The following is a 19,805-nucleotide window of genomic DNA, read 5'->3' on the forward strand; positions in this document are numbered from 1 at the left end:
CTGGAGACCGTCGCCCCGGACCGCACCGGCCGGGCCGGCGCCGTCGTGGTGCGCGGCAGCGTGCACTGGCTGACCCACCGCGAGGGCCCGGCCCGGGTGCTGGACGAGACGCCGGGCGTGCGCGGCCGGCTGGCCCGCGTGGTGCCGGGCGAGGACGGCGCGCAGGGCGTGCTGTGGGTGTCGGACGCCGGCGGCGAGGACGGGCTGGAGTTCGCCCCCGCCGTGCACGGCGCCGAGCGCCGCCGGCTGGCCGCCGGGCAACTCGGCCGGGTCAACTCGCTGGTCGTCTCCCCGGACGGCAAGCAGGCGGCGCTCGGCGTGCACGACGGCCGGGTGCTGCTGGTGACGCTCGCCGACGGCGCCGTGCACGAGCTGGCCCGCAGCACCGACGGCGAGGTCAGCGGCCTGGTGTTCAGCCCGGACTCCGCGTGGCTGGCCTGGTCGCGCCCGGTGCCGGGCACCGGGGCGTGGTCGCTGCGCCAGATCGTGCTGGCGAACCTGGCCACCCGGACGGTCGGCGAGGTCACCCAGCAGCGCTTCGTCGACACCGCGCCGGCCTTCACCGCGGACGGCCGCTACCTGGCCTTCCTGTCGGTGCGCAACTTCGACCCGGTGTACGACTCGCACGTCTTCGACCTGTCCTTCCCCAACGGCTGCCGCCCGTACCTGATCACGCTGGCCGCCGACACGCCGTCCCCGTTCGGCCCGCAGCGGGCCGGGCGCCCGCTCGGCGGGGAGGAGGACGAGCCGCGCGGCAAGAAGGCGGACGGCGAGGAGGGCGGCGCCGACGCCGCGCCGGTGACCAGGGTCGACCTGGACGGCATCGCCGACCGGATCGTCCCCTTCCCGGTGGAGGGCGGCCGGTTCGGCACGCTCAAGGCGGGCAAGGACGGCGTCCTGTGGACGCGCCTGCCGCTGCTCGGCGAACTCGGTGACGAGGCGGCCTCGCTGGAGGCCGAGCGGCCCCGGGCCACGCTGGAGCGCTTCGACCTGAAGAAGCGCCGGGTCGAGCAACTCGTGCACGGCCTCGACTGGTTCGCGGTCAGCGGGGACGGCACCCGGCTGGCGGTCGTGGACGAGGGCGAGCTGCGGATCGTCCCGGCCGACCACAAGGCGGGCGGCGACGACGACGAGACGACCGTCGACCTCGCCCGGCTGCGGGTGACGGTCGACCCGGCCGCCGAGTGGCGCCAGATGTACGCCGAGAACGGCCGGCTGATGCGCGACAACTTCTGGCGCCCGGACCTCTCCGGCGTCGACTGGGACGGCGTCCTGGAGCGCTACCGCCCGCTGGTCGAGCGGGTCGGCTCGCACGACGACCTGGTCGACCTCCTCTGGGAGGTGCACGGCGAACTCGCCACCTCGCACGCCTACGTCATGCCGTACGGCCTGCACACCGAGCCCGCGCGCCGCCAGGGCCTGCTCGGCGCCGACCTCGTCAAGGACGGGGACCTCTGGCGGATCGCCCGGATCCTGCCCGGCGAGTCCTCCGACCCGCGGGCCCGCTCGCCGCTCGCCGCGCCCGGCGCCGCGATCCGCCCCGGGGACGCCGTCCTCGCCGTCAACGGCCGCCCGGTGGACCCGGTCACCGGCCCGGCGCCGCTGCTGGCCGGCACCGCCGGGCAGCCCGTCGAGCTCACCGTGGCCGGCAAGGACGGCACCGACCAGCGCCATCCGGTGGTCGTCCCGCTGGCCGACGAGGAGCCGCTGCGCTACCACGACTGGGTGGCCGGGCGCCGCGCCGAGACCCGCGAACTGTCCGGCGGGCGGCTCGGCTACCTGCACATCCCGGACATGCAGAGCGCCGGCTGGGCGCAGCTGCACCGCGACCTGCGCTCGGAGATGGCGAAGGAGGGCGTGATCGTCGACATCCGGGAGAACCGGGGCGGCCACACCTCGCAGCTGGTGATCGAGAAGCTGGCCCGCCGGATCGTCGGCTGGAACGTCGCCCGGGACCTCACCAGTGCGCAGCCCTACCCCGGCGACGCCCCGCGCGGGCCGGTCGTCGCGCTCGCCAACGAGTACTCCGGCTCGGACGGCGACATCGTCAACGCCGCGATCCAGGCGCTCGGGATCGGCCCGGTGGTCGGCACCCGGACGTGGGGCGGGGTGATCGGCATCGACAGCCGCTACCACCTGGTCGACGGCACCCTGGTCACTCAGCCCAAGTACTCGTTCTGGCTGGAGAACTACGGCTGGGGCGTGGAGAACCACGGCGTCGACCCGGACGTCGAGGTGCCGATCGCGCCGCACGAGTGGGCCGCGGGCGAGGACCCGCAGCTGGCCGCCGGCGTGCGCATCGCGCTGGCGGCGCTCGCCGAGACCCCGGCCCGGACGGCGCCGCCGCTGCCCTGGGAGTAGGGGAGTTCGGAGCAGGAAGTCGGGCGGGCCGACTTCCTGCTCCGGGCGGTGAGTAGGATGCGGGGCTGATCTTGCTCGACAGCTCTACGGGGGAGCACATGGCACAGGGCTATCCGCCGCCGCAGCAGTACGGCCAGAACCCTTACGCACAGCCGCAGTCGCCGCCGCAGGCGTACCCGGTACAGGGGTATCCGCCGCAGGGGTATCCGGCGAATCCGTACGGGCAGCAGCCGCCGGCGCCGCAGCAGTACCAGCAACCGCAGCAACCGCAGCAGCCGTACCAGCAGCCGCCGCAGCAGTACGGGCAGAATCCGTACCCGGCCCACGGGCAGAACCCGTACCCGGCCCACGGGCAGAACCCGTACCCGGCCCACGGACAGCCGGCCCAACAGCCGCAGGTCGCACAGCCGCAGGCCGCGCAGCCGTACGCCGCCCACGGGCAGGGGTTCGACGCCGCCACCGCGGCGCCCACGCCGCCGGAGACCAGCAACTACCGTCGTTTTCCGGCCATCCTGATCGACTTCCTGGTCGCCGTCGGCCCGGCCGTCGCCGTGGCCGACAAGGCCGGCCACGTGAGCAAGAGCGGCATCCCGTGGATCGTGGGCCTGCTGGGCACCGGTCTCGTCCTGTCGTTCGTCAACCAGGTGCTGCTCACCCGCCTGACCGGCTTCAGCGTCGGCAAGGGCGTCATGGCGCTGCGGGTGATCCGCCGCAAGCGCGTCATGCACCCCAACACCTGGCGGCTGACCCGGCGTTGGCTGATCGGCTTCGTCGTCCTGCTGATCAGCTGGCTCACCGAGGAGTTCGAGGGCGAGGGGGACATCGTCGGCGTGCGGATCGTGCGCTGGAAGCACCTGCGGGAGTACGAGCAGGCCACCGGGCGGCTCGGCTAGGCTGCGCCCGTACGGCCCCAGACCGGATGAAGCACGATTTCGAGGAGAAGCCGATGGCCGGCGAGCCGCAGTCCGACTGCCTGTTCTGCAAGATCGTGGCGGGCGAGATCCCGGCCACGGTGGTGCGCAAGACCGAGCGCGTCCTCGCCTTCCGCGACATCGCTCCGAAGGCGCCCGTGCACGTCCTGGTCATCCCGCACGTGCACTACCCGAACGCGGCCGAGCTGGCCGCCGCCGAGCCGGAGATCGCCGGCGAACTCCTCGCCGAGGCGGGCCTGGTGGCCAAGGACGAGGGCCTCCAGGACTACCGTCTGATCTTCAACACCGGCGCCGGTGCGGGGCAGACCATCTTCCACGCCCACGTGCACCTGCTCGGCGGCAAGCCCATGACCGAGAGCATGGTCTGACCTACGTGTCGCAGCGCGAACTCGTCGTCCTCGGCACCGCCAGCCAGGTGCCCACCCGGCACCGCAACCACAACGGCTACCTCCTGCGCTGGGACGGCGAGGGACTGCTGTTCGACCCCGGCGAGGGCACCCAGCGGCAGATGCTGCACGCCGGGGTCACGGCCACCCAGATCACCCGGATCGCCGTGACCCACTTCCACGGCGACCACTGCCTGGGCCTCGCCGGGGTGATCCAGCGGATCAACCTGGACCGCGTCCCGCACCCGGTCGACGTCTACTTCCCGGCCTCCGGCGAGGTCTACTTCGAGCGGCTGCGGCACGCCACCGCCTACCACGAGACGGCGGTGCTGCGCCCGCGCCCGATCGACGAGCCCGGCCCGCTGCCCGCGCCCGGCGCCCGCTTCGCGCTGGACGCCGTGCGCCTCTCGCACCCGGTGGAGTCGTTCGGCTACCGGCTGTCCGAGCCGGACGGCCGCCGGCTGGTGCCCGAACGGCTCGCCGCGCTCGGCGTGCGCGGCCCGGCGGTCGGCCGGCTGCAGCACGAGGGCGCGATCGAGGCGGACGGCCGGACGGTCACCCTGGACGAGGTCAGTGAACCCCGGCCGGGACAGACCTTCGCGTTCGTCATGGACACCCGGCTCTGCGACGGCGTCCACGAACTGGCCGAGGGCGCCGACCTGCTGGTCGTCGAGTCCACCTTCACCGACGCCGACGCCCACCTCGCCGAGGACCACGGCCACCTCACCGCCGGGCAGGCCGCCAAGGCCGCCGCCGAGGCCGGCGTGCGCACCCTCGTGCTGACCCACTTCTCCCAGCGCTACCCCGACCTCGGCCAGCACCTGGCCGACGCCCGCAAGCACTTCGACGGCGAGCTGGTGCTCGCCGCCGACCTCGCCCGGGTGCCGGTCCCGCCGCGGCGGCAGCCCTGAGCGCTCGCGGAACCCTCGCCGACGCCGGTCCTACGGAAAAGGGCTCGCGCCGTCCCCCGATCTGCCGCAGCATCGTCGGGTGCGGCCCCGCCGCCCGCCGCGGCGATCACGCCCGCGGCGTACCCTGGTGCCCCGGAGACACCGAGCGGCACACGACACCACGGATGGGATGAGGCAGGCCCCAGCGCCGACCTATGAGTGACACATCGCAGACCCGTACCAACGGACAGTCGCGCCCCGAACCGGCCGACGACGGCCGCGTCAGCGCCCGGATCGTCATCCCCGAGAAGCACCCGATGGTCACCCTGCTCGGCACGGCGGACTCGCTGCTGCGCGTGATCGAGCACGGCTTCCCCGCCGCCGACATCCACGTCCGCGGCAACGAGGTCACCGCCACCGGGACGCGCGCCGAGGTCGACCTCGTGCAGAAGCTCTTCACCGAGATGATGCTGGTGCTGCGCACCGGCCAGCCCCTCACGGAGGACGCCGTGGAGCGCTCGATCGCCATGCTCCGCAGCCAGGAGGAGGACCCGGACTCCCCGGCCCCGTCGCAGGTGTTCACCGCGAACATCCTGTCCAACCGGGGTCGCACGATCCGCCCCAAGACCCTCAACCAGCAGCGCTACGTCGACGCGATCGACAAGCACACGATCACCTTCGGGCTCGGCCCGGCCGGTACCGGCAAGACCTACCTGGCGATGGCCAAGGCCGTCCAGGCCCTGCAGGCCAAGGAGGTCAACCGGATCATCCTGACCCGCCCGGCGGTCGAGGCGGGCGAGCGGCTGGGCTTCCTGCCCGGCACCCTCTACGAGAAGATCGACCCGTACCTGCGCCCGCTGTACGACGCGCTGCACGACATGATCGACCCGGACTCCATCCCGCGCCTGATGGCGGCCGGCACCATCGAGGTCGCCCCGCTCGCCTACATGCGCGGCCGCACCCTCAACGACGCCTTCATCATCCTCGACGAGGCCCAGAACACCTCGCCCGAGCAGATCAAGATGTTCCTCACCCGCCTCGGGTTCAACTCCCGGGTCGTCGTCACCGGTGACACCACCCAGATCGACCTCCCGAGCGGCACCCGCAGCGGCCTCAAGGTCGTCCAGGAGATCCTGGCCGACGTGCCCGACATCCACTTCTCCGTTCTCACCAGCACCGACGTGGTCCGCCACAAGCTGGTCGGCCGGATCGTGGACGCGTACGAACGCTGGGACGCCCGGCAGGAGGCCGAGGAGAACGCCCCGGCCGCCCGCAAGCCCGCCCAGCGGCGCCCGGTCGGCAAGACCACGGCGCCCCGCGCACCCCGCCAGTCCCATCGCACCGAAAGCTGAGCGAACAGCCCGTCATGTCGATCGACATCGCCAACGAGTCCGGTTGGGACGCCGACGAGGAAGCCATCCTCGACGTCGCCCGCTTCGCCCTGGAGAAGATGCGGATCCACCCGCAGTCCGAACTGTCCGTGATCCTGGTGGACGGCGCGGCGATGGAGGAGCTGCACATCCAGTGGATGGACCTCCCCGGGCCCACCGACGTGATGTCCTTCCCCATGGACGAGCTGCGCCCCGGCAAGGAGGGCGAGGAGCTGCCGCAGGGCCTGCTCGGGGACATCGTGCTCTGCCCCGAGGTCGCCGAGCAGCAGGGCAAGGCGGCCCCGTCCAAGCACTCGATGGACGAGGAGCTCCAGCTGCTCACCGTCCACGGCGTGCTGCACGTCCTCGGCTACGACCACGAGGAGCCCGAGGAGGAGGAAGAGATGTTCGCCCTCCAGAAGCGGATCCTCGACGACTGGCGGGCCGGTCGCGGGCTCGGCGGCATCTCGCCGGCCCCCACCACCCACTGAGCGCGGGGCCCGAACTCCCGTGAGTGGTGAGAGTACGAGCTTCATCCTCGGCGCCGTGCTGCTCGTCGTGCTCGGCTGGCTGGCCGCGTGCGCCGAGGCGGGCATCTCCCGGGTCTCCCGGTTCCGGGCCGAGGAGGCCGTCCGCTCCGGGCGGCGCGGCTCGGCCCGGCTGCTGACCGTCGCCTCCGACCCGATCCGCTACCTCAACCTGGCCACCCTGATCCGGGTCGCCAGCGAGATGGCGGCGGCCGTCCTGGTCACCGTGGTGTGCGTGCGCAACGTGGCCCCGACCTGGCAGGCCGTGCTGCTCGCGTTCGGCGTGATGGTGCTGGTGTCGTTCGTCGCGGTGGGCGTCTCGCCGCGCACGATCGGGCGCCAGCACCCGCTGACCACGGCGACCGCGGCCTCCTTCGTGCTGCTGCCGCTGGCCGCCGTGCTCGGCCCGATCCCGCGGCTGCTGATCCTGCTCGGCAACGCGCTCACCCCGGGCAAGGGCTACCGCGAGGGGCCGTTCGCCTCCGAGGCGGAGCTGCGCGCCCTCGTCGACCTGGCCGAGAAGGACGACCTGATCGAGGACGAGGAGCGCCGCATGGTGCACTCGGTCTTCGAGCTGGGCGACACCATCGTCCGCGAGGTGATGGTGCCGCGCACCGACCTGGTGATGATCGAGCGGCACAAGACCGTCCGCCAGGCGCTCACGCTGGCGCTGCGCTCGGGCTTCTCGCGCATCCCGGTGGTCGGCGACAACGAGGACGACGTCGTCGGCATCGTCTACCTCAAGGACCTCGTCCGGCGCACCCACATCAACCGGGAGGCCGAGTCAGAGGAGGTCGGCGCGGTGATGCGCCCGGCCGTCTTCGTCCCCGACTCCAAGCCGGCCGGCGACCTGCTGCGCGAGATGCAGCAGCGCCGCTCGCACGTGGCGATCGTGATCGACGAGTACGGCGGCACGGCCGGCCTGGTGACCATCGAGGACGTCCTGGAGGAGATCGTCGGCGAGATCACCGACGAGTACGACCGGGAGATCGCGCCGGTGGAGGACCTCGGCGACGGCTCCTACCGGATCACCGCCCGCCTGCTGGTCGAGGACCTCGGGGAGCTGTTCGGCATCGAGCTGGAGGACGAGGACGTCGAGACCGTCGGCGGCCTGCTCGCCAAGCACCTCGGCCGCGTCCCGATCCCCGGCTCCGCGTGCGAGATCCCGCTGCCCCAGCTCGCCGACACCGACCTGACGGGCATCCTGCTGACCGCCGAGAGCTCGGCCGGGCGCCGCAACCGGATCGGCTCGATGGTGGCCACTCCGGTGCGACGGTCCGCGGATGCCGAGGCCGAACCCGGCGAGTAGCGGGTGGGCGGTCGCGGGGCGACCATGGAGGGCATGACGCACAAACTTCGCGCGGAGTACGGCCCGCAGGGGGCGGCCGGCGGAGTCAAGTCCTGGCACGTGGTGCGGGACGAGGACCTGTCGACGGCGCTCTGCGGCCGGACCATGCCCGACGACGCCGAGACCCGGCCCGAGCAGGAGTGGGGCACCGGGCTGCGCTGCTGCCAGCAGTGCGGTTCGCTCTACATGCACGAGACGCCGCACATGCAGGGGAGCCATCCCTACAGCTAGGCACAGCGAGTCCATGGCCGAGCTCTGGAGGTCGCCATGAAGCTGCAAGACGAACTGCCGACCGTCGATCGTCGGCTCGCCCTGGTGTGGCGGGTCGGGGCGGGGCTCGGGGGGGTCTTCCTGATCGTGTTCGGGAGTCTGGGGCTGGGCGACCACCCCGGCTTCCTGGCCACCCACGGCGACCGGATCGCCGGGCTGTCGACCAACGGCGCGCTGAGCATCCTGTCCATCGTGGTGGGCGCGATCCTGATAGTCGGCGCGGTGATCGGCGGGAACTTCGCGTCCAACCTCAACATGGTGGCCGGGGTGCTGTTCGTCCTCTCCGGCTTCTACGGACTGACGGTGCTCGGACGGCCGGACGCGAACATCCTCAACTTCCGGATGTCGAACGTGCTGTTCGCGTTCATCTTCGGGACCGTCATCACGACCTTCGGGATGTACGGCCGGGTGAGCAGCCACCTGCCGCACGACAACCCGTTCTGGCGCGAGCGGATCGCGCACGAGGAGCCGCGGCCGGCCGGTGCCGCCAAGACCTTCGTCAAGGTCCTCAACCCGAACCCGGGACCGACCCACCCGGTCGGCCACTGAGCGCCGTCGCAGGCCCCGCGGGCCGGTTGGCGCCTATGCTCGGCGCATGAGTGACATCGTCGAGCTCGACCCCGAAGACAAGAAGATCATCACCCTGGCCCGCTCGGCCCGCGCCCGCAACGGCGTCCCCGAGGGGGCCGCGGTGCGTGACGAGACCGGGCGGACGTACGTGGCCGGGACGGTCGCGCTGGAGTCGCTGCGGCTGAGCGCGCTGCAGACGGCGGTCGCGATGGCGGTGGCCAGCGGGGCGAAGTCGCTGGAGGCGGCGGCCGTGGTGAGCGAGGCGGAGCAGCCGGCCGAGGCCGATCTGGCGGCCGTGCGGGACCTCGGCGGGGCCGGGACGCCGCTGCTGCTGGCCGGCCCGGACGGGACGCTGCGGGTGGCGGTCAAGGCCTCCTGAGGGGCGTTCCCGGGCCTTCCCGGGCCACCGGCACAGCGCTCCTGCCTTCGGCAGATAATCTCACCGGGAGGGGTATCGGTGAGGGGGCTGGGGACATGGGCACGGTGGCGTTCTTCGCCGGGCTGCTGCTGTTCGTGATGGGGATGGGCAAGTGGCAGGAGACCGGTTCGCCCTGGTGGCTCGGGGGCTCGCTGGCCTTCCTCCTGCTGCTGGTCGTCGCCGCGCTGACCTCGCGCGGCGGCGGTTCGAAGGGCTGACCGCGCGGCCGGGTCGGCCCGCTCCCGGTGATCAGGGAGAATGGAGCGCATGAGTGCCCCTTCCTCCCCGTACCGATCCGGATTCGCGTGCTTCGTCGGCCGGCCCAACGCGGGCAAGTCGACCCTGACCAACGCCCTGGTGGGGACGAAGGTCGCGATCACCTCCGACCGCCCGCAGACCACCCGGCACACCGTGCGCGGCATCGTCCACCGCCCGGACGCCCAGCTCGTTCTGGTGGACACCCCCGGTCTACACAAGCCCCGCACCCTGCTCGGCGAGCGCCTCAACGACCTGGTCCGCTCCACCTGGGCCGAGGTCGACGTGATCGGCTTCTGCCTGCCCGCCGACCAGAAGCTCGGCCCCGGCGACAAGTTCATCGCCAAGGAGCTCGCCGAGATCAAGAAGACCCCCAAGGTCGCCATCGTCACCAAGACCGACCTGGTCGACTCCAAGCGCCTGGCCGAGCAGCTCATCGCCATCCACCAGCTCGGCGAGGAACTGGGCATCGAGTGGGCCGAGATCATCCCGGTCTCGGCGGTGGGTGACAAGCAGGTGGAGCTCGTGGCCGAGCTGATCACCAAGCTGCTGCCGGAGGGCATGCCGCTCTACCCGGACGGCGACCTCACCGACGAGCCCGAGCAGATCATGGTCGCCGAACTGATCCGCGAGGCCGCCCTGGAGGGCGTGCGGGACGAGCTGCCGCACTCGCTGGCCGTCGTGGTCGAGGAGATGCTGCCGCGCGAGGGCCGCCCGGCGGACCGTCCGCTGCTGGACATCCATGCGAACGTCTACATCGAGCGGCAGAGCCAGAAGGCGATCGTGATCGGCGCCAAGGGCGCGCGGCTCAAGCACGTCGGCACGACGGCGCGCAAGCACATCGAGGCGCTGCTCGGCACGCCGGTCTTCCTCGACCTGCACGTCAAGGTGGCCAAGGACTGGCAGCGCGACCCGAAGCAGCTGCGCAAGCTGGGCTTCTGACCCGTCCGAGGGGTCAAAATGCCGCGCGGGGGCGGGTGCCCGGGAATGTCCTACGCGCCCTCGCGCAGCACCAGCGACACCAGCTCGCGCTGCGAGTCGGTGAGCTTCGGGTCGGCGCAGTGGACCGTCCGGCCGTCGACGGTGATCTCGTAGTGGAAGCCGTCCGGCACCCCGTACGACGGGGCCCGCAGCCCGCCCGCGACGGCCTCGCGGGCGAGCGCGTGGACGTGCGGGGCGTCCGTACGGTCGGTGGTGTCGAGCTCCGCGCGGCGGACGATTCCCGCGAAGCCGCCGGTCCGGGTCACCTGGATACGCATGGTGTCCATGGTGCTACGTAGGGATGGGTCTTTGCCGGGCTTTTCCCGGACCGTGACCTCAAGCCCGGCTCAACCCGGTCTCAACGGTTCCCAACGACCGTTCCCCGCCTGCGGGTCGGCCGTCAGCCGGGGCTCACGCCCACCTGCGCCCACGAGGCCGTCACGGTGTCCGCGATCGAACCCTGGCCGGGGTAGCGGGCCTTGGCGGCGGCCACGGTGGCCCGGGCGAAGGCGGTGAAGTCGGCGTCGGCGGGCAGCCGGCGGCCGGTCAGCGCGTCGTACCAGATCCGCCCCGCGCACTCCCAGGCCGAGCCGCCGAGCGCGGTGGCCAGCAGGTAGAACGCGTGGTTGGGGATGCCGGAGTTGATGTGCACGCCGCCGTTGTCCTCGGCGGTCTGCACGTAGTCCCGCATGTGCGCGGGCTGCGGGTCCTTGCCGAGCCGGGGGTCGTCGTAGGCGGTGCCGGGCGCCTTCATCGAGCGCAGTGCGACGCCCTGGACGCCGGGGGCGAGCAGGCCGGCGCCGATCAGCCAGTCGGCGTCGGCGGCGCCCTGGCGCAGCGCGTGCTGCTTGACGAGTGAGCCGAAGACGTCGGAGACCGACTCGTTGAGCGCGCCGGGCTGGTCCCGGTACTCCAGGCCGGCGGTGAACTGGGTGACGCCGTGGGTGAGTTCGTGGCCGATGACGTCGATGCAGGCGGTGAAGTCGCCGAAGACCTCGCCGTCGCCGTCGCCGAAGACCATCCGCTGCCCGTTCCAGAACGCGTTGTCGTAGTCCCGGCCGTAGTGCACCGTCGCGTCGAGGCGCAGTCCCCGGTCGTCGATGGAGTGGCGGCCGAAGGCGTCGGCGTACAGGGCGAAGGTGGCGCCGAGGCCGTCGTAGGCGTGGTCGACGGACGGGTCGGCGACCGGGGCCTGGCCCTCGGTGCGCACGGTCCGTCCGGGCAGCCGCCGGCTGTGGCCGGTGTCGGCGATCACCCGGCTGAGCCCGGCGGCGCCCGGGGCGGGCGGGGGAGTGGCGAGGCGGGCCGAGCGGTGGTCGGCGTCGAGGAGGAGGGAGCGGGCGGCGGGCTCGTGACCGGCCTCGGCGAGGCGGTCCAGGACGTACGGCGGAACGATGGTGCACAGCGGCGGCGCAGCAGTCATGTGGCCCAGAGTGAGGCTTCGATGACCGGTTGTCACCGGCGCGGACGCAAGCGGAGGCGCCGGTGCCGCCGTCTCAAGGAGTGGGAAGGTTGCCCGGATCACTTCGGGGGTGCGCGTGTCTCGGTTACGCTGGGGATCATCATGCGCAACGGGCTGCTTCTTCTTAGCTGCCGCGTCGAGGGCCTGTAGTCCACTGGGGCCGGCTCCCTCGCCGCGGGGATCGAGCTGTGCGCGTCATCGGACGGTCCAACGGCGGACCGTGAGCGGCAGCAGGCCGGCCAGTCGGTGTTTTCCCCCCTTCACAGGACCCGACAAGCCCCGCACCCACAGGAAGCCGAGAGCCGTTCCATGACCGAGCAGACCTCCGCCGCGCCCATCCCCGCCGGCCGGGCCTTCGTCGACCGCCCCACCCCGATCACCGCCGCCAGCGTGCGCCAGCAGCCGTCCGGCATGCGCCACGGGCGCTACCTGCCGTTCGGCACGGTCGACCTGGCCGACCGCACGTGGCCGAACAAGGTGATCACCAAGGCGCCGCGCTGGCTGTCCACCGACCTGCGGGACGGCAACCAGGCGCTGATCGACCCGATGTCGCCGGCCCGCAAGCGCAAGATGTTCGACCTGCTGGTGGCCATGGGCTACAAGGAGATCGAGGTCGGCTTCCCGTCCTCCGGGGCCACCGACCACGCCTTCGTACGGTCGCTGATCGAGGAGGGGGCGATCCCCGAGGACGTCACCATCTCGGTGCTGACGCAGGCCCGCGAGGAGCTGATCGAGAAGACCGTCGAGTCGCTGGTCGGCGCCCCGCGCGCGACCGTCCACCTGTACAACGCGACCGCGCCGCTGTTCCGCCGGGTGGTGTTCCGCAACGACATGGCGGCCACCAAGGCGATCGCCACCGAGGGCACCCGGCTGGTGATGGAGTACGCGGAGAAGCTGCTGGGCGAGGACACCGTCTTCGGCTACCAGTACTCCCCGGAGATCTTCGTCGACACCGAGCTGGACTTCGCGCTGGAGGTCTGCGAGGCGGTCATGGACGTCTGGCAGCCGGGCGCGGGCCGCGAGATCATCCTGAACCTGCCGGCCACCATCGAGCGGGCCACCCCGAACGTCCAGGCCGACCAGTTCGAGTGGATGTCGCGCAACCTGTCGCGCCGCGAGTTCATCTGTCTGTCGGTGCACCCGCACAACGACCGCGGCACCGCCGTCGCCTCCGCCGAACTGGCCTACATGGCCGGCGCGGACCGCATCGAGGGCTGCCTGTTCGGCCAGGGCGAGCGGACCGGCAACGTCGACCTGGTGACCCTGGGCATGAACCTGTTCTCGCAGGGCATCGACCCGGAGATCGACTTCTCCGACATCGACGAGGTGCGCCGCACTGCCGAGTACTGCAACCAGATGGAGGTGCACCCGCGCCACCCGTACGCCGGTGACCTGGTCTACACCTCCTTCTCGGGCTCGCACCAGGACGCCATCAAGAAGGGCTTCGACGCCCTGGAGGCGGACGCCGCGGCGGCGGGCGTGCCGGTCGGGGAGCACACCTGGGGCGTGCCGTACCTGCCGATCGACCCGAAGGACGTCGGCCGCACCTACGAGGCGGTCATCCGGGTCAACAGCCAGTCCGGCAAGGGCGGCGTGGCGTACGTCCTGAAGAACGACCACAAGCTGGACCTGCCGCGCCGCATGCAGATCGAGTTCTCCCGGATCATCCAGGCCAAGACCGACGCCGAGGGCGGCGAGGTCACCCCGGCCGAGATCTGGCGGGTCTTCGAGGACGAGTACCTGCCGACCACGGACAACCCGTGGGGCCGGATCTCGCTGAGCGGTTCGCGCACCCTGACCACCGAGGACGGCCGGGACGCGCTGATCGCCGGCGCGGTGGTGGACGGCGTGCCGGTCACCCTGACCGGTGTCGGCAACGGCCCGGTCTCCGCGTTCGCCGACGCGCTGGGCCGGATCGACGTCGACGTGCGCGTCCTGGACTACTCCGAGCACGCGCTGAGCGAGGGCGGCGACGCCCAGGCCGCCGCGTACGTGGAGTGCGCGGTGGACGGCAAGGTGCTGTGGGGCGTGGGCATCGACGCCAACACCGTGCTGGCGTCGCTGAAGGCGATGACCAGCGCCGTCAACCGGGCGCAGCGCGGGTAGTTCGTACGAGTGGCACGCGCCGGGGGCCGTCCTGCGGGGCGGCCCTCGCCGCTGCCCGCCCCGACTGTGTCCTGGGCCACATTTTTTCGTCCCGGAAGCCGTTCGAGGTACTGACACGTGCCTCCAACCATGGCAACATCGATCCACCGGAAAGCCGGGTCGGTGGGACGGCCTCGGTGTCCGGTCGCGTGACCTGCCCATAGTTGTGCAGGCCGCCTGCCATGTCTGGGGAGTGGCGCCGTGACCAGGTTGTGGGGTGTTCGCCCGAGGTGGCGGACCGACGTTCTCGGTGACTTCTTCTGCCCGGGCTGCGGCGGGGACCGCAACTACCGCCGGCAGCACGGCCGGCGGTGGCTGCGGCTGCTGGGCACCCCGGTGCTCCCGCTCGGGCCGGTGATCGGCAGCGTCCAGTGCACCAGCTGCGACGGCCGCTACGGGGTCGAGAGCCTCGAACAGCCCACCTGCGTCCGGCTCGGCGGCATGCTGAGGGACGCCCAGTACACGATCGCGCTGGCCCTGCTCGCGGCCGGCGGCACCGCCCACCGCGCGGCCCGCGAGGCCGCCTGCACGGCGGTGCGCGAGGCCGGGTTCGAGGACTGCGGCGAGGCTCAGGTGCTGGCCGCGCTGGCCGCCCTGTCCGGGCTCGGCGGCGAGCTCTACGACGCCCACGGGATGGCGGGCGGGCTCGCCGTGGAACTGCACGCGGTGCTCGAACCGCTCGCCCCGCACCTGGCCCACCAGGGCCGCGAGCGGCTGCTGCTCCAGGGCGCGGCGATCGCGCTCGCCGACGGGCGCTACCTGCCGCAGGAGCGGGAGGCGCTGGCCGCGGTCGGGCGCTGCCTGGACCTGCCCCAGACCCGGGTCTCGGCGCTGCTGGAGGCGGCCACCCGGGCGCCGTACTAGACCCTCATTGCTCGTACGTAGCCACCACCATCCCCCACAAACGGGCCCGTCTCCCCCCTCCGGGCCCGCCGTGACCCGCACCGCACAGGTCCTCCCCCACGGCCCTGGGTGCGGGCACACGGCTGCGCCTGAGTGGGCGACAATGGTGGGCATGAGCTTGTTCCGGGACGACGGCGTGGTGCTGCGGGCGCAGAAGCTCGGCGAGGCCGACCGGATCATCACCCTGCTGACCCGCCAGCACGGCAAGGTGCGCGCGGTGGCGCGCGGGGTGCGCAAGACCAAGTCCAAGTTCGGTGCCCGCCTGGAGCCGTTCTCGCACGTGGACGTGCAGTTCTTCAGCCGGGGGAGTGAGCTGATCGGCCGCGGGTTGCCGCTGTGCACCCAGGTCGAGACGATCGCCCCGTACGGCGGTTCGATCGTCACCGACTACGGCCGGTACACCGCCGGGACGGCGATGCTGGAGACGGCCGAGCGCTTCGCCGAGAACGAGGGCGAGCCGGCCGTCCAGCAGTACCTGCTGCTCGTGGGCGGTCTGCGCACGCTCGCGGCCGGACTGCACGAGTCGCACCTGGTGCTGGACGCCTTCCTGCTCCGCTCGCTCGCGGTGAACGGCTACGGCGCGAGCTTCACCGACTGCGCCAAGTGCGGGCTGGAGGGGCCGAACCGTTTCTTCTCGCTCCCGGCGGGCGGCGTCCTCTGCGGGGACTGCCGAGTGCCCGGATGTGCCGTACCCTCCCCTGAGACACTGGTACTGCTCGGAGCGCTGTTGTCGGGCGACTGGCAGACGGCCGACTCCTGCGAGCCGCGGTACTGGCGGGAGGGCAGCGGCCTGGTCGCGGCCTATCTGCAGTGGCACCTGGAGCGGGGAATCCGCTCGATGAGATACGTGGAGAAGTGAGCACATGGCAGCGCGACGGCTCTTCGGCGGCGGCAAGCAGAGGGAGTACCTCCCCCCGACCCCGCACCCCAGCGGCGCCCGGCCCCCGAAGATCCCCGGCGAGCTGGTGCCCAACCACGTCGCGATCGTGATGGACGGCAACGGCCGCTGGGCCAAGGAGCGCGGGCTGCCGCGCACCGAGGGCCACAAGGTCGGCGAGGCGGTCGTGCTGGACGTGCTCAAGGGCGCGATCGAGCTCGGCGTGAAGAACATCTCGCTCTACGCGTTCTCCACCGAGAACTGGAAGCGCTCGCCCGACGAGGTGAAGTTCCTGATGAACTTCAACCGGGACGTCATCCACCGCCGCCGCGACGAGATGGACGCGATGGGCGTGCGGGTGCGCTGGGCCGGCCGGATGCCCAAGCTGTGGAAGAGCGTCGTCCAGGAGCTCAAGGTCGCCGAGGAGCAGACCAAGGAGAACGACGCCGTCACGCTCTACATGTGCGTCAACTACGGCGGCCGGGCCGAACTGGCGGACGCGGCGCAGGCGATCGCGGCCGACGTCGCGGCCGGCAAGCTCGACCCGAAGAAGGTCAACGAGAAGACCATCGCCAAGTACCTGTACCACCCGGACATGCCGGACGTCGACCTGTTCCTGCGCCCCAGCGGCGAGCAGCGCACCTCCAACTTCCTGCTCTGGCAGTCCGCTTACGCCGAGTTCGTGTTCCAGGACGTGCTCTGGCCGGACTTCGACCGCCGCGACCTGTGGCGCGCCTGCGAGCAGTTCGCGATGCGTGACCGGCGCTTCGGCGGGGCGATCCCGAACGAGGTGCCCGCGTCGGGCGTCCCCGCGCAGCGCTGAGAGCGTGACGAAGGGCCCGTGGGATGCGCTCCCACGGGCCCTTCGGTGTACAGGCGTTCAGGCCTTCTTGGCACACTCCGCGCAGGTGCCGAAGATCTCCAGCGTATGCGCGATGTCGCTGAACCCGTGCTCCGAGGCGACGGAGTTGGCCCACCGCTCCACGGCCGGGCCCTCGACCTCGACGGTCGCGCCGCAGTGCCGGCAGACCAGGTGGTGGTGGTGTCCGCTGCTGCAGCGCCGGTACACCGCCTCGCCGTCGGCGGTGCGCAGCACGTCGACCTCGCCCGCGTCGGCGAGGGACTGGAGGGTGCGGTAGACCGTGGTCAGTCCGACGGAGTCTCCGCGGTGCTTGAGCATGTCGTGGAGCTCCTGCGCGCTGCGGAAGTCCTCGATCTCGTCCAGGGCCGCCGAGACGGCGGCACGCTGCCGGGTCGATCGGGCGCGCGGCGACGGGCCAGCGGTGGTCACCGTGGGTCCTCCTGGGGTGGTGGGCGTCTCGCACCTCATTGTGCCAGCCCCGCCCCCCGCTCCGGCGTGCCCGTGTCAGAGGCGTCCGAAGAACCCCGTCCGGGCAGTTGGACGTCGCACTCGCGCGGTCCCGGGTCGGCGCCCGCCCGGTGGCGCCGTCGGGCCAGCGGCGCGGCGATCACGCCGAACACCGCGAAGACCGCGATGGCGAGCAGCACGATGGCCGGGCCGGAGGGCACGTCGAGGTGGTAGGAGCCGGTGACGCCGGCCAGCGAGACGACCACGCCGAGCGCGATCGAGGCCCCCTGGGTGGCGGCGAAGGAGCGGGTGAGCTGCTGGGCGGCCACCACGGGGACCACCATCAGGGCACTGACGAGCAGCAGGCCGACCACCCGCATCGCGACGGTGACGGTGACGGCGGCCATGACCGCGAGCAGCAGGTTGAGCGTGCGCACCGGCAGGCCGGTGACGCGGGCGAAGTCCTCGTCCTGGCAGATCGCGAAGAGCTGGCGGCGCAGGCCGACGGTGACGGCGATGACCACGGCGCCGAGCACCGCGATGGCGGCGAGGTCCTCGGGGGCGACGGTGAGGATGGAGCCCCACAGGTAGCTCTCCAGCGAGCCGGCCCCGGCCTGGGCGGAGAGCGAGACGAGCAGCTTGCCGCAGGCCATGCCGCCGTAGAAGAGCATGGCGAGGGCGATGTCGCCGCGCTGGTTGCCGCGCGAGCGCACGAGTTCCATGGTGACGGCGCCGAGCACGCAGACGAGGACGGCCATCCAGACCGGGCTGGTCTGGAAGATGAAGCCGAGTCCGACGCCGGTCATCGCGACGTGTCCCATGCCGTCGCCCATCAGGGCCTGGCGGCGCTGCACCAGGTAGATGCCGACGGCCGGGGCGGTGATCCCGACCAGCACGGCGGCGAGCAGGGCGCGCTGCATGAAGTCGTAGGACAGCATCTCGGTCATGCGAGCAGCCTCGGCGGGGTGTGGTCGGCGTGCGGGTGGACGTGGTCGTGGCCGGGCAGCGCGTGCAGGCCGGCGCCCGGCACCGGCGGGCCGTCGTGCGCGACGCAGCCGTCCCTGAGCACCACGGCGCGGTCGATCAGCGGCTCCAGCGGCCCGAGTTCGTGCAGGACGAGGAGCACGGAGGCGCCGCGGTCGACCTCGGCGCGCAGGGTGTCGGCGAGCACCTGCTGGCTGGCGGCGTCGACGCCGGCCATCGGCTCGTCCATGATCAGCAGGTCGGGGGAGCCGACCAGGGCGCGGGCGATGAGGACGCGCTGCTGCTGGCCGCCGGAGAGGTCGGCGACGCCGTCCGCGGCGCGGTCGAGCATGCCGACGGCGGCGAGCGCGCGGTCCACGGCGTCGCGGTCCTTGCGGCGGAACGGCAGCAGGCGGTGCTGCGGGAGCCGTCCGGTGGAGACGACCTCGCGCACCGTGGCCGGGACGCCGGAGGCGGCGGTGGTGCGCTGGGGGACGTACCCGATCCGGTGCCAGGCGCGGAACTTGGCGGAGGGGAAGCCGAACAGTTCCAGTTCGCCCTGCTCCAGCGGGACGGAGCCGATGACGGCCTTGATGGTGGTCGACTTGCCGGAGCCGTTGGCGCCGAGCAGGGCGACGACCTCGCCGGGCTCGACGGTGAGGTCGATCCCGCGCAGCACCGGCCGGCCGCCGCGCGAGGCGACGGCGCTGCGGAGGCGGACGGCCGGGGGTATCGGGTGGTTCATCGGGGTCCCGTCAGCTGGCGGTGGGCGCGGGGGTCGGGGCAGTGGTGGCCGGGGCGTCGGTGGCGGGGGTGGCCGGGGCTGCGCCCAGGGCGGCCTGGAGGTTGGCCAGGTTCTGCCGCATGACGCTCAGGTAGTCGTCCTTCGAGGTGTCCTTGACGCCCTCCAGCGGGTCCAGGACGGCGGTCTTGAGGCCGAGGTCCTTGGCGACGGTGTCGGCGAGCTTGGGGCTGACGAGGGTCTCGAAGAAGATCGTGGTGACGCCGTTGTCCTTGGCGGCCTTCTGCACCTCGGCGAGGCGGGCCGGGGTGGGCTCGGACTCCGGGTCGACGCCGTTGATGGCGACCTGGGTGAGGCCGTAGTGCTCGGCGAGGTAGCCGAACGCGGCGTGGCTGGTGACGAAGGTCTTGGTCCTGGCGTCCTTCAGCCCGGTCTGGAACTCCTTGTCCAGGGCGCCGAGCCGGTCGACGAGGTCGTCGGTGTTCTTGCGGTAGTCGTCCGCGTGGGCCGGGTCGGCCTTGGCGAACGCGTCGCCGACGCTCTTGGCGATCGCCGCGTAGCGGGCCGGGTCGAGCCAGATGTGCGGGTCGCCGGCCGGGCCGTCGTGCTTGTGGCCGTCGCCCGCGGCGGTGTCCTCGTCGAGGTGGTGGTCGACCAGCGGGCTGGCGGCGGTGGCGTCGATCTTCGCCTTGGCGGAGGACTGGCCGACGGCCTGGTCGACGGTCGGCTGCAGGCCCTTGAGGTAGAGGATCGCGTCGGCCTTCTGGACGCCCGCGACCTGCTTGGCGGTGAGCTCCAGGTCGTGCGGCTCGACGCCGGGGGCGGTGAGGTCGGTGACCGCGACGTGGTCCTTGCCGATCTGCTGGGCGAGGAACTCCATCGGGTAGAAGGAGGCGACGACGTTCAGCTTGCCGTCCGCTTCCTTGGCGCTGCTGCTGCCGCCGCACGCGGTGAGCGTGAGCGAGGCGGCGATCGCGGTGGCGGCCAGGGCTATGGAGGTGCGGGTGCGCCGTCGGGTCATCATGACAATCATTCTCATATTAATTGGAAACGATTGTCAAATCACCCGATCGGGTGAACGGCGGGTGACGGGCCC

General features: G+C 72.1%; 22 protein-coding genes. 16 read left to right on the top strand and 6 right to left on the bottom strand.

Annotation, left to right across the window (positions count from 1 at the left end; translation table 11 throughout):
• From AB0O00_RS06620 to era, 12 genes are all read left to right on the top strand, one after another.
• A partial coding sequence (locus tag AB0O00_RS06620) for a S41 family peptidase (protein ID WP_363649000.1) occupies window positions 1-2,361 on the top strand: 2,361 nt, incomplete at its 5' end.
• Window positions 2,362-2,459: 98 nt separating this feature from the next.
• Window positions 2,460-3,254: an RDD family protein gene (locus tag AB0O00_RS06625; protein ID WP_363649001.1), complete on the top strand. Its 795-nt coding sequence runs from the start codon at window positions 2,460-2,462 to the stop codon at window positions 3,252-3,254.
• Window positions 3,255-3,307: 53 nt separating this feature from the next.
• Window positions 3,308-3,661 (top strand): histidine triad nucleotide-binding protein, encoded by a 354-nt coding sequence (locus AB0O00_RS06630; RefSeq protein WP_363649023.1) that lies wholly within the window; start codon window positions 3,308-3,310, stop codon window positions 3,659-3,661.
• A 5-nt stretch (window positions 3,662-3,666) separates the two neighbouring features.
• Entirely contained in the window at window positions 3,667-4,590 is a 924-nt protein-coding gene (locus AB0O00_RS06635) for a ribonuclease Z (RefSeq protein WP_363649002.1), read from the top strand.
• 296 nt (window positions 4,591-4,886) lie between these two features.
• The gene (locus tag AB0O00_RS06640) at window positions 4,887-5,921 is read left to right on the top strand and encodes a PhoH family protein (RefSeq protein WP_363649024.1); all 1,035 of its coding nucleotides are present in this window, start codon (window positions 4,887-4,889) and stop codon (window positions 5,919-5,921) included.
• Between the two features lie 14 nt (window positions 5,922-5,935).
• Complete coding sequence (gene ybeY / locus AB0O00_RS06645; RefSeq protein WP_363649003.1) at window positions 5,936-6,430, top strand: rRNA maturation RNase YbeY; 495 nt, start codon at window positions 5,936-5,938, stop codon at window positions 6,428-6,430.
• 19 nt (window positions 6,431-6,449) lie between these two features.
• Complete coding sequence (locus AB0O00_RS06650) at window positions 6,450-7,775, top strand: hemolysin family protein (protein WP_363649004.1); 1,326 nt, start codon at window positions 6,450-6,452, stop codon at window positions 7,773-7,775.
• Window positions 7,776-7,808: 33 nt separating this feature from the next.
• Entirely contained in the window at window positions 7,809-8,045 is a 237-nt protein-coding gene (locus AB0O00_RS06655; RefSeq protein ID WP_350629678.1) for a hypothetical protein, read from the top strand.
• Between the two features lie 36 nt (window positions 8,046-8,081).
• Window positions 8,082-8,633, top strand: a complete 552-nt coding sequence (locus tag AB0O00_RS06660) for a DUF4383 domain-containing protein (RefSeq protein WP_363649005.1) — start codon at window positions 8,082-8,084, stop codon at window positions 8,631-8,633.
• Window positions 8,634-8,679: 46 nt separating this feature from the next.
• A complete protein-coding gene (locus AB0O00_RS06665) occupies window positions 8,680-9,033 on the top strand; it encodes a cytidine deaminase (protein ID WP_359969818.1) in 354 nt (117 codons plus the stop codon).
• A gap of 95 nt (window positions 9,034-9,128) precedes the next feature.
• Window positions 9,129-9,290, top strand: coding sequence for a hypothetical protein (locus tag AB0O00_RS06670; protein ID WP_363649006.1), 162 nt, complete (start codon window positions 9,129-9,131; stop codon window positions 9,288-9,290).
• 49 nt (window positions 9,291-9,339) lie between these two features.
• Window positions 9,340-10,269, top strand: a complete 930-nt coding sequence (gene era, locus AB0O00_RS06675; protein WP_363649007.1) for a GTPase Era — start codon at window positions 9,340-9,342, stop codon at window positions 10,267-10,269.
• Window positions 10,270-10,319: 50 nt separating this feature from the next.
• On the opposite strand, the gene AB0O00_RS06680 is transcribed toward era, so the two are convergent.
• On the bottom strand, window positions 10,320-10,586 hold the full coding sequence (locus tag AB0O00_RS06680) for a protealysin inhibitor emfourin (RefSeq protein ID WP_363649008.1): 267 nt from the start codon (window positions 10,584-10,586) through the stop codon (window positions 10,320-10,322).
• A 122-nt stretch (window positions 10,587-10,708) separates the two neighbouring features.
• Window positions 10,709-11,731, bottom strand: coding sequence for a M4 family metallopeptidase (locus AB0O00_RS06685; protein ID WP_363649009.1), 1,023 nt, complete (start codon window positions 11,729-11,731; stop codon window positions 10,709-10,711).
• A 348-nt stretch (window positions 11,732-12,079) separates the two neighbouring features.
• Here AB0O00_RS06685 and leuA point away from each other — a divergent pair, with 348 nt between their 5' ends.
• From leuA to AB0O00_RS06705, 4 genes are all read left to right on the top strand, one after another.
• Complete coding sequence (leuA, locus tag AB0O00_RS06690) at window positions 12,080-13,876, top strand: 2-isopropylmalate synthase (RefSeq protein ID WP_363649010.1); 1,797 nt, start codon at window positions 12,080-12,082, stop codon at window positions 13,874-13,876.
• Window positions 13,877-14,116: 240 nt separating this feature from the next.
• Entirely contained in the window at window positions 14,117-14,779 is a 663-nt protein-coding gene (locus AB0O00_RS06695) for a TerB family tellurite resistance protein (RefSeq protein WP_363649011.1), read from the top strand.
• Window positions 14,780-14,930: 151 nt separating this feature from the next.
• On the top strand, window positions 14,931-15,677 hold the full coding sequence (recO, locus tag AB0O00_RS06700; RefSeq protein ID WP_363649012.1) for a DNA repair protein RecO: 747 nt from the start codon (window positions 14,931-14,933) through the stop codon (window positions 15,675-15,677).
• 4 nt (window positions 15,678-15,681) lie between these two features.
• On the top strand, window positions 15,682-16,518 hold the full coding sequence (locus AB0O00_RS06705) for an isoprenyl transferase (RefSeq protein WP_363649013.1): 837 nt from the start codon (window positions 15,682-15,684) through the stop codon (window positions 16,516-16,518).
• A 57-nt stretch (window positions 16,519-16,575) separates the two neighbouring features.
• On the opposite strand, the gene AB0O00_RS06710 is transcribed toward AB0O00_RS06705, so the two are convergent.
• From AB0O00_RS06710 to AB0O00_RS06725, 4 genes are read right to left on the bottom strand one after another with little or no spacing between them, the layout of a single operon-like run.
• Window positions 16,576-16,986 (bottom strand): Fur family transcriptional regulator, encoded by a 411-nt coding sequence (locus tag AB0O00_RS06710; RefSeq protein ID WP_329931091.1) that lies wholly within the window; start codon window positions 16,984-16,986, stop codon window positions 16,576-16,578.
• Window positions 16,987-17,021: 35 nt separating this feature from the next.
• Window positions 17,022-17,951 (bottom strand): metal ABC transporter permease, encoded by a 930-nt coding sequence (locus tag AB0O00_RS06715; protein WP_363649014.1) that lies wholly within the window; start codon window positions 17,949-17,951, stop codon window positions 17,022-17,024.
• Complete coding sequence (locus tag AB0O00_RS06720) at window positions 17,948-18,712, bottom strand: metal ABC transporter ATP-binding protein (RefSeq protein WP_363649015.1); 765 nt, start codon at window positions 18,710-18,712, stop codon at window positions 17,948-17,950. Before AB0O00_RS06720 ends, AB0O00_RS06715 begins: the two co-directional genes overlap by 4 nt.
• A 10-nt stretch (window positions 18,713-18,722) precedes the next feature.
• Window positions 18,723-19,730, bottom strand: coding sequence for a metal ABC transporter substrate-binding protein (locus tag AB0O00_RS06725; protein WP_363649025.1), 1,008 nt, complete (start codon window positions 19,728-19,730; stop codon window positions 18,723-18,725).
• Window positions 19,731-19,805 lie beyond the last annotated feature (75 nt).

It is taken from the genome of Kitasatospora sp. NPDC093558 (assembly GCF_040683475.1).
Taxonomy (GTDB): Bacteria; Actinomycetota; Actinomycetes; order Streptomycetales; family Streptomycetaceae; genus Kitasatospora.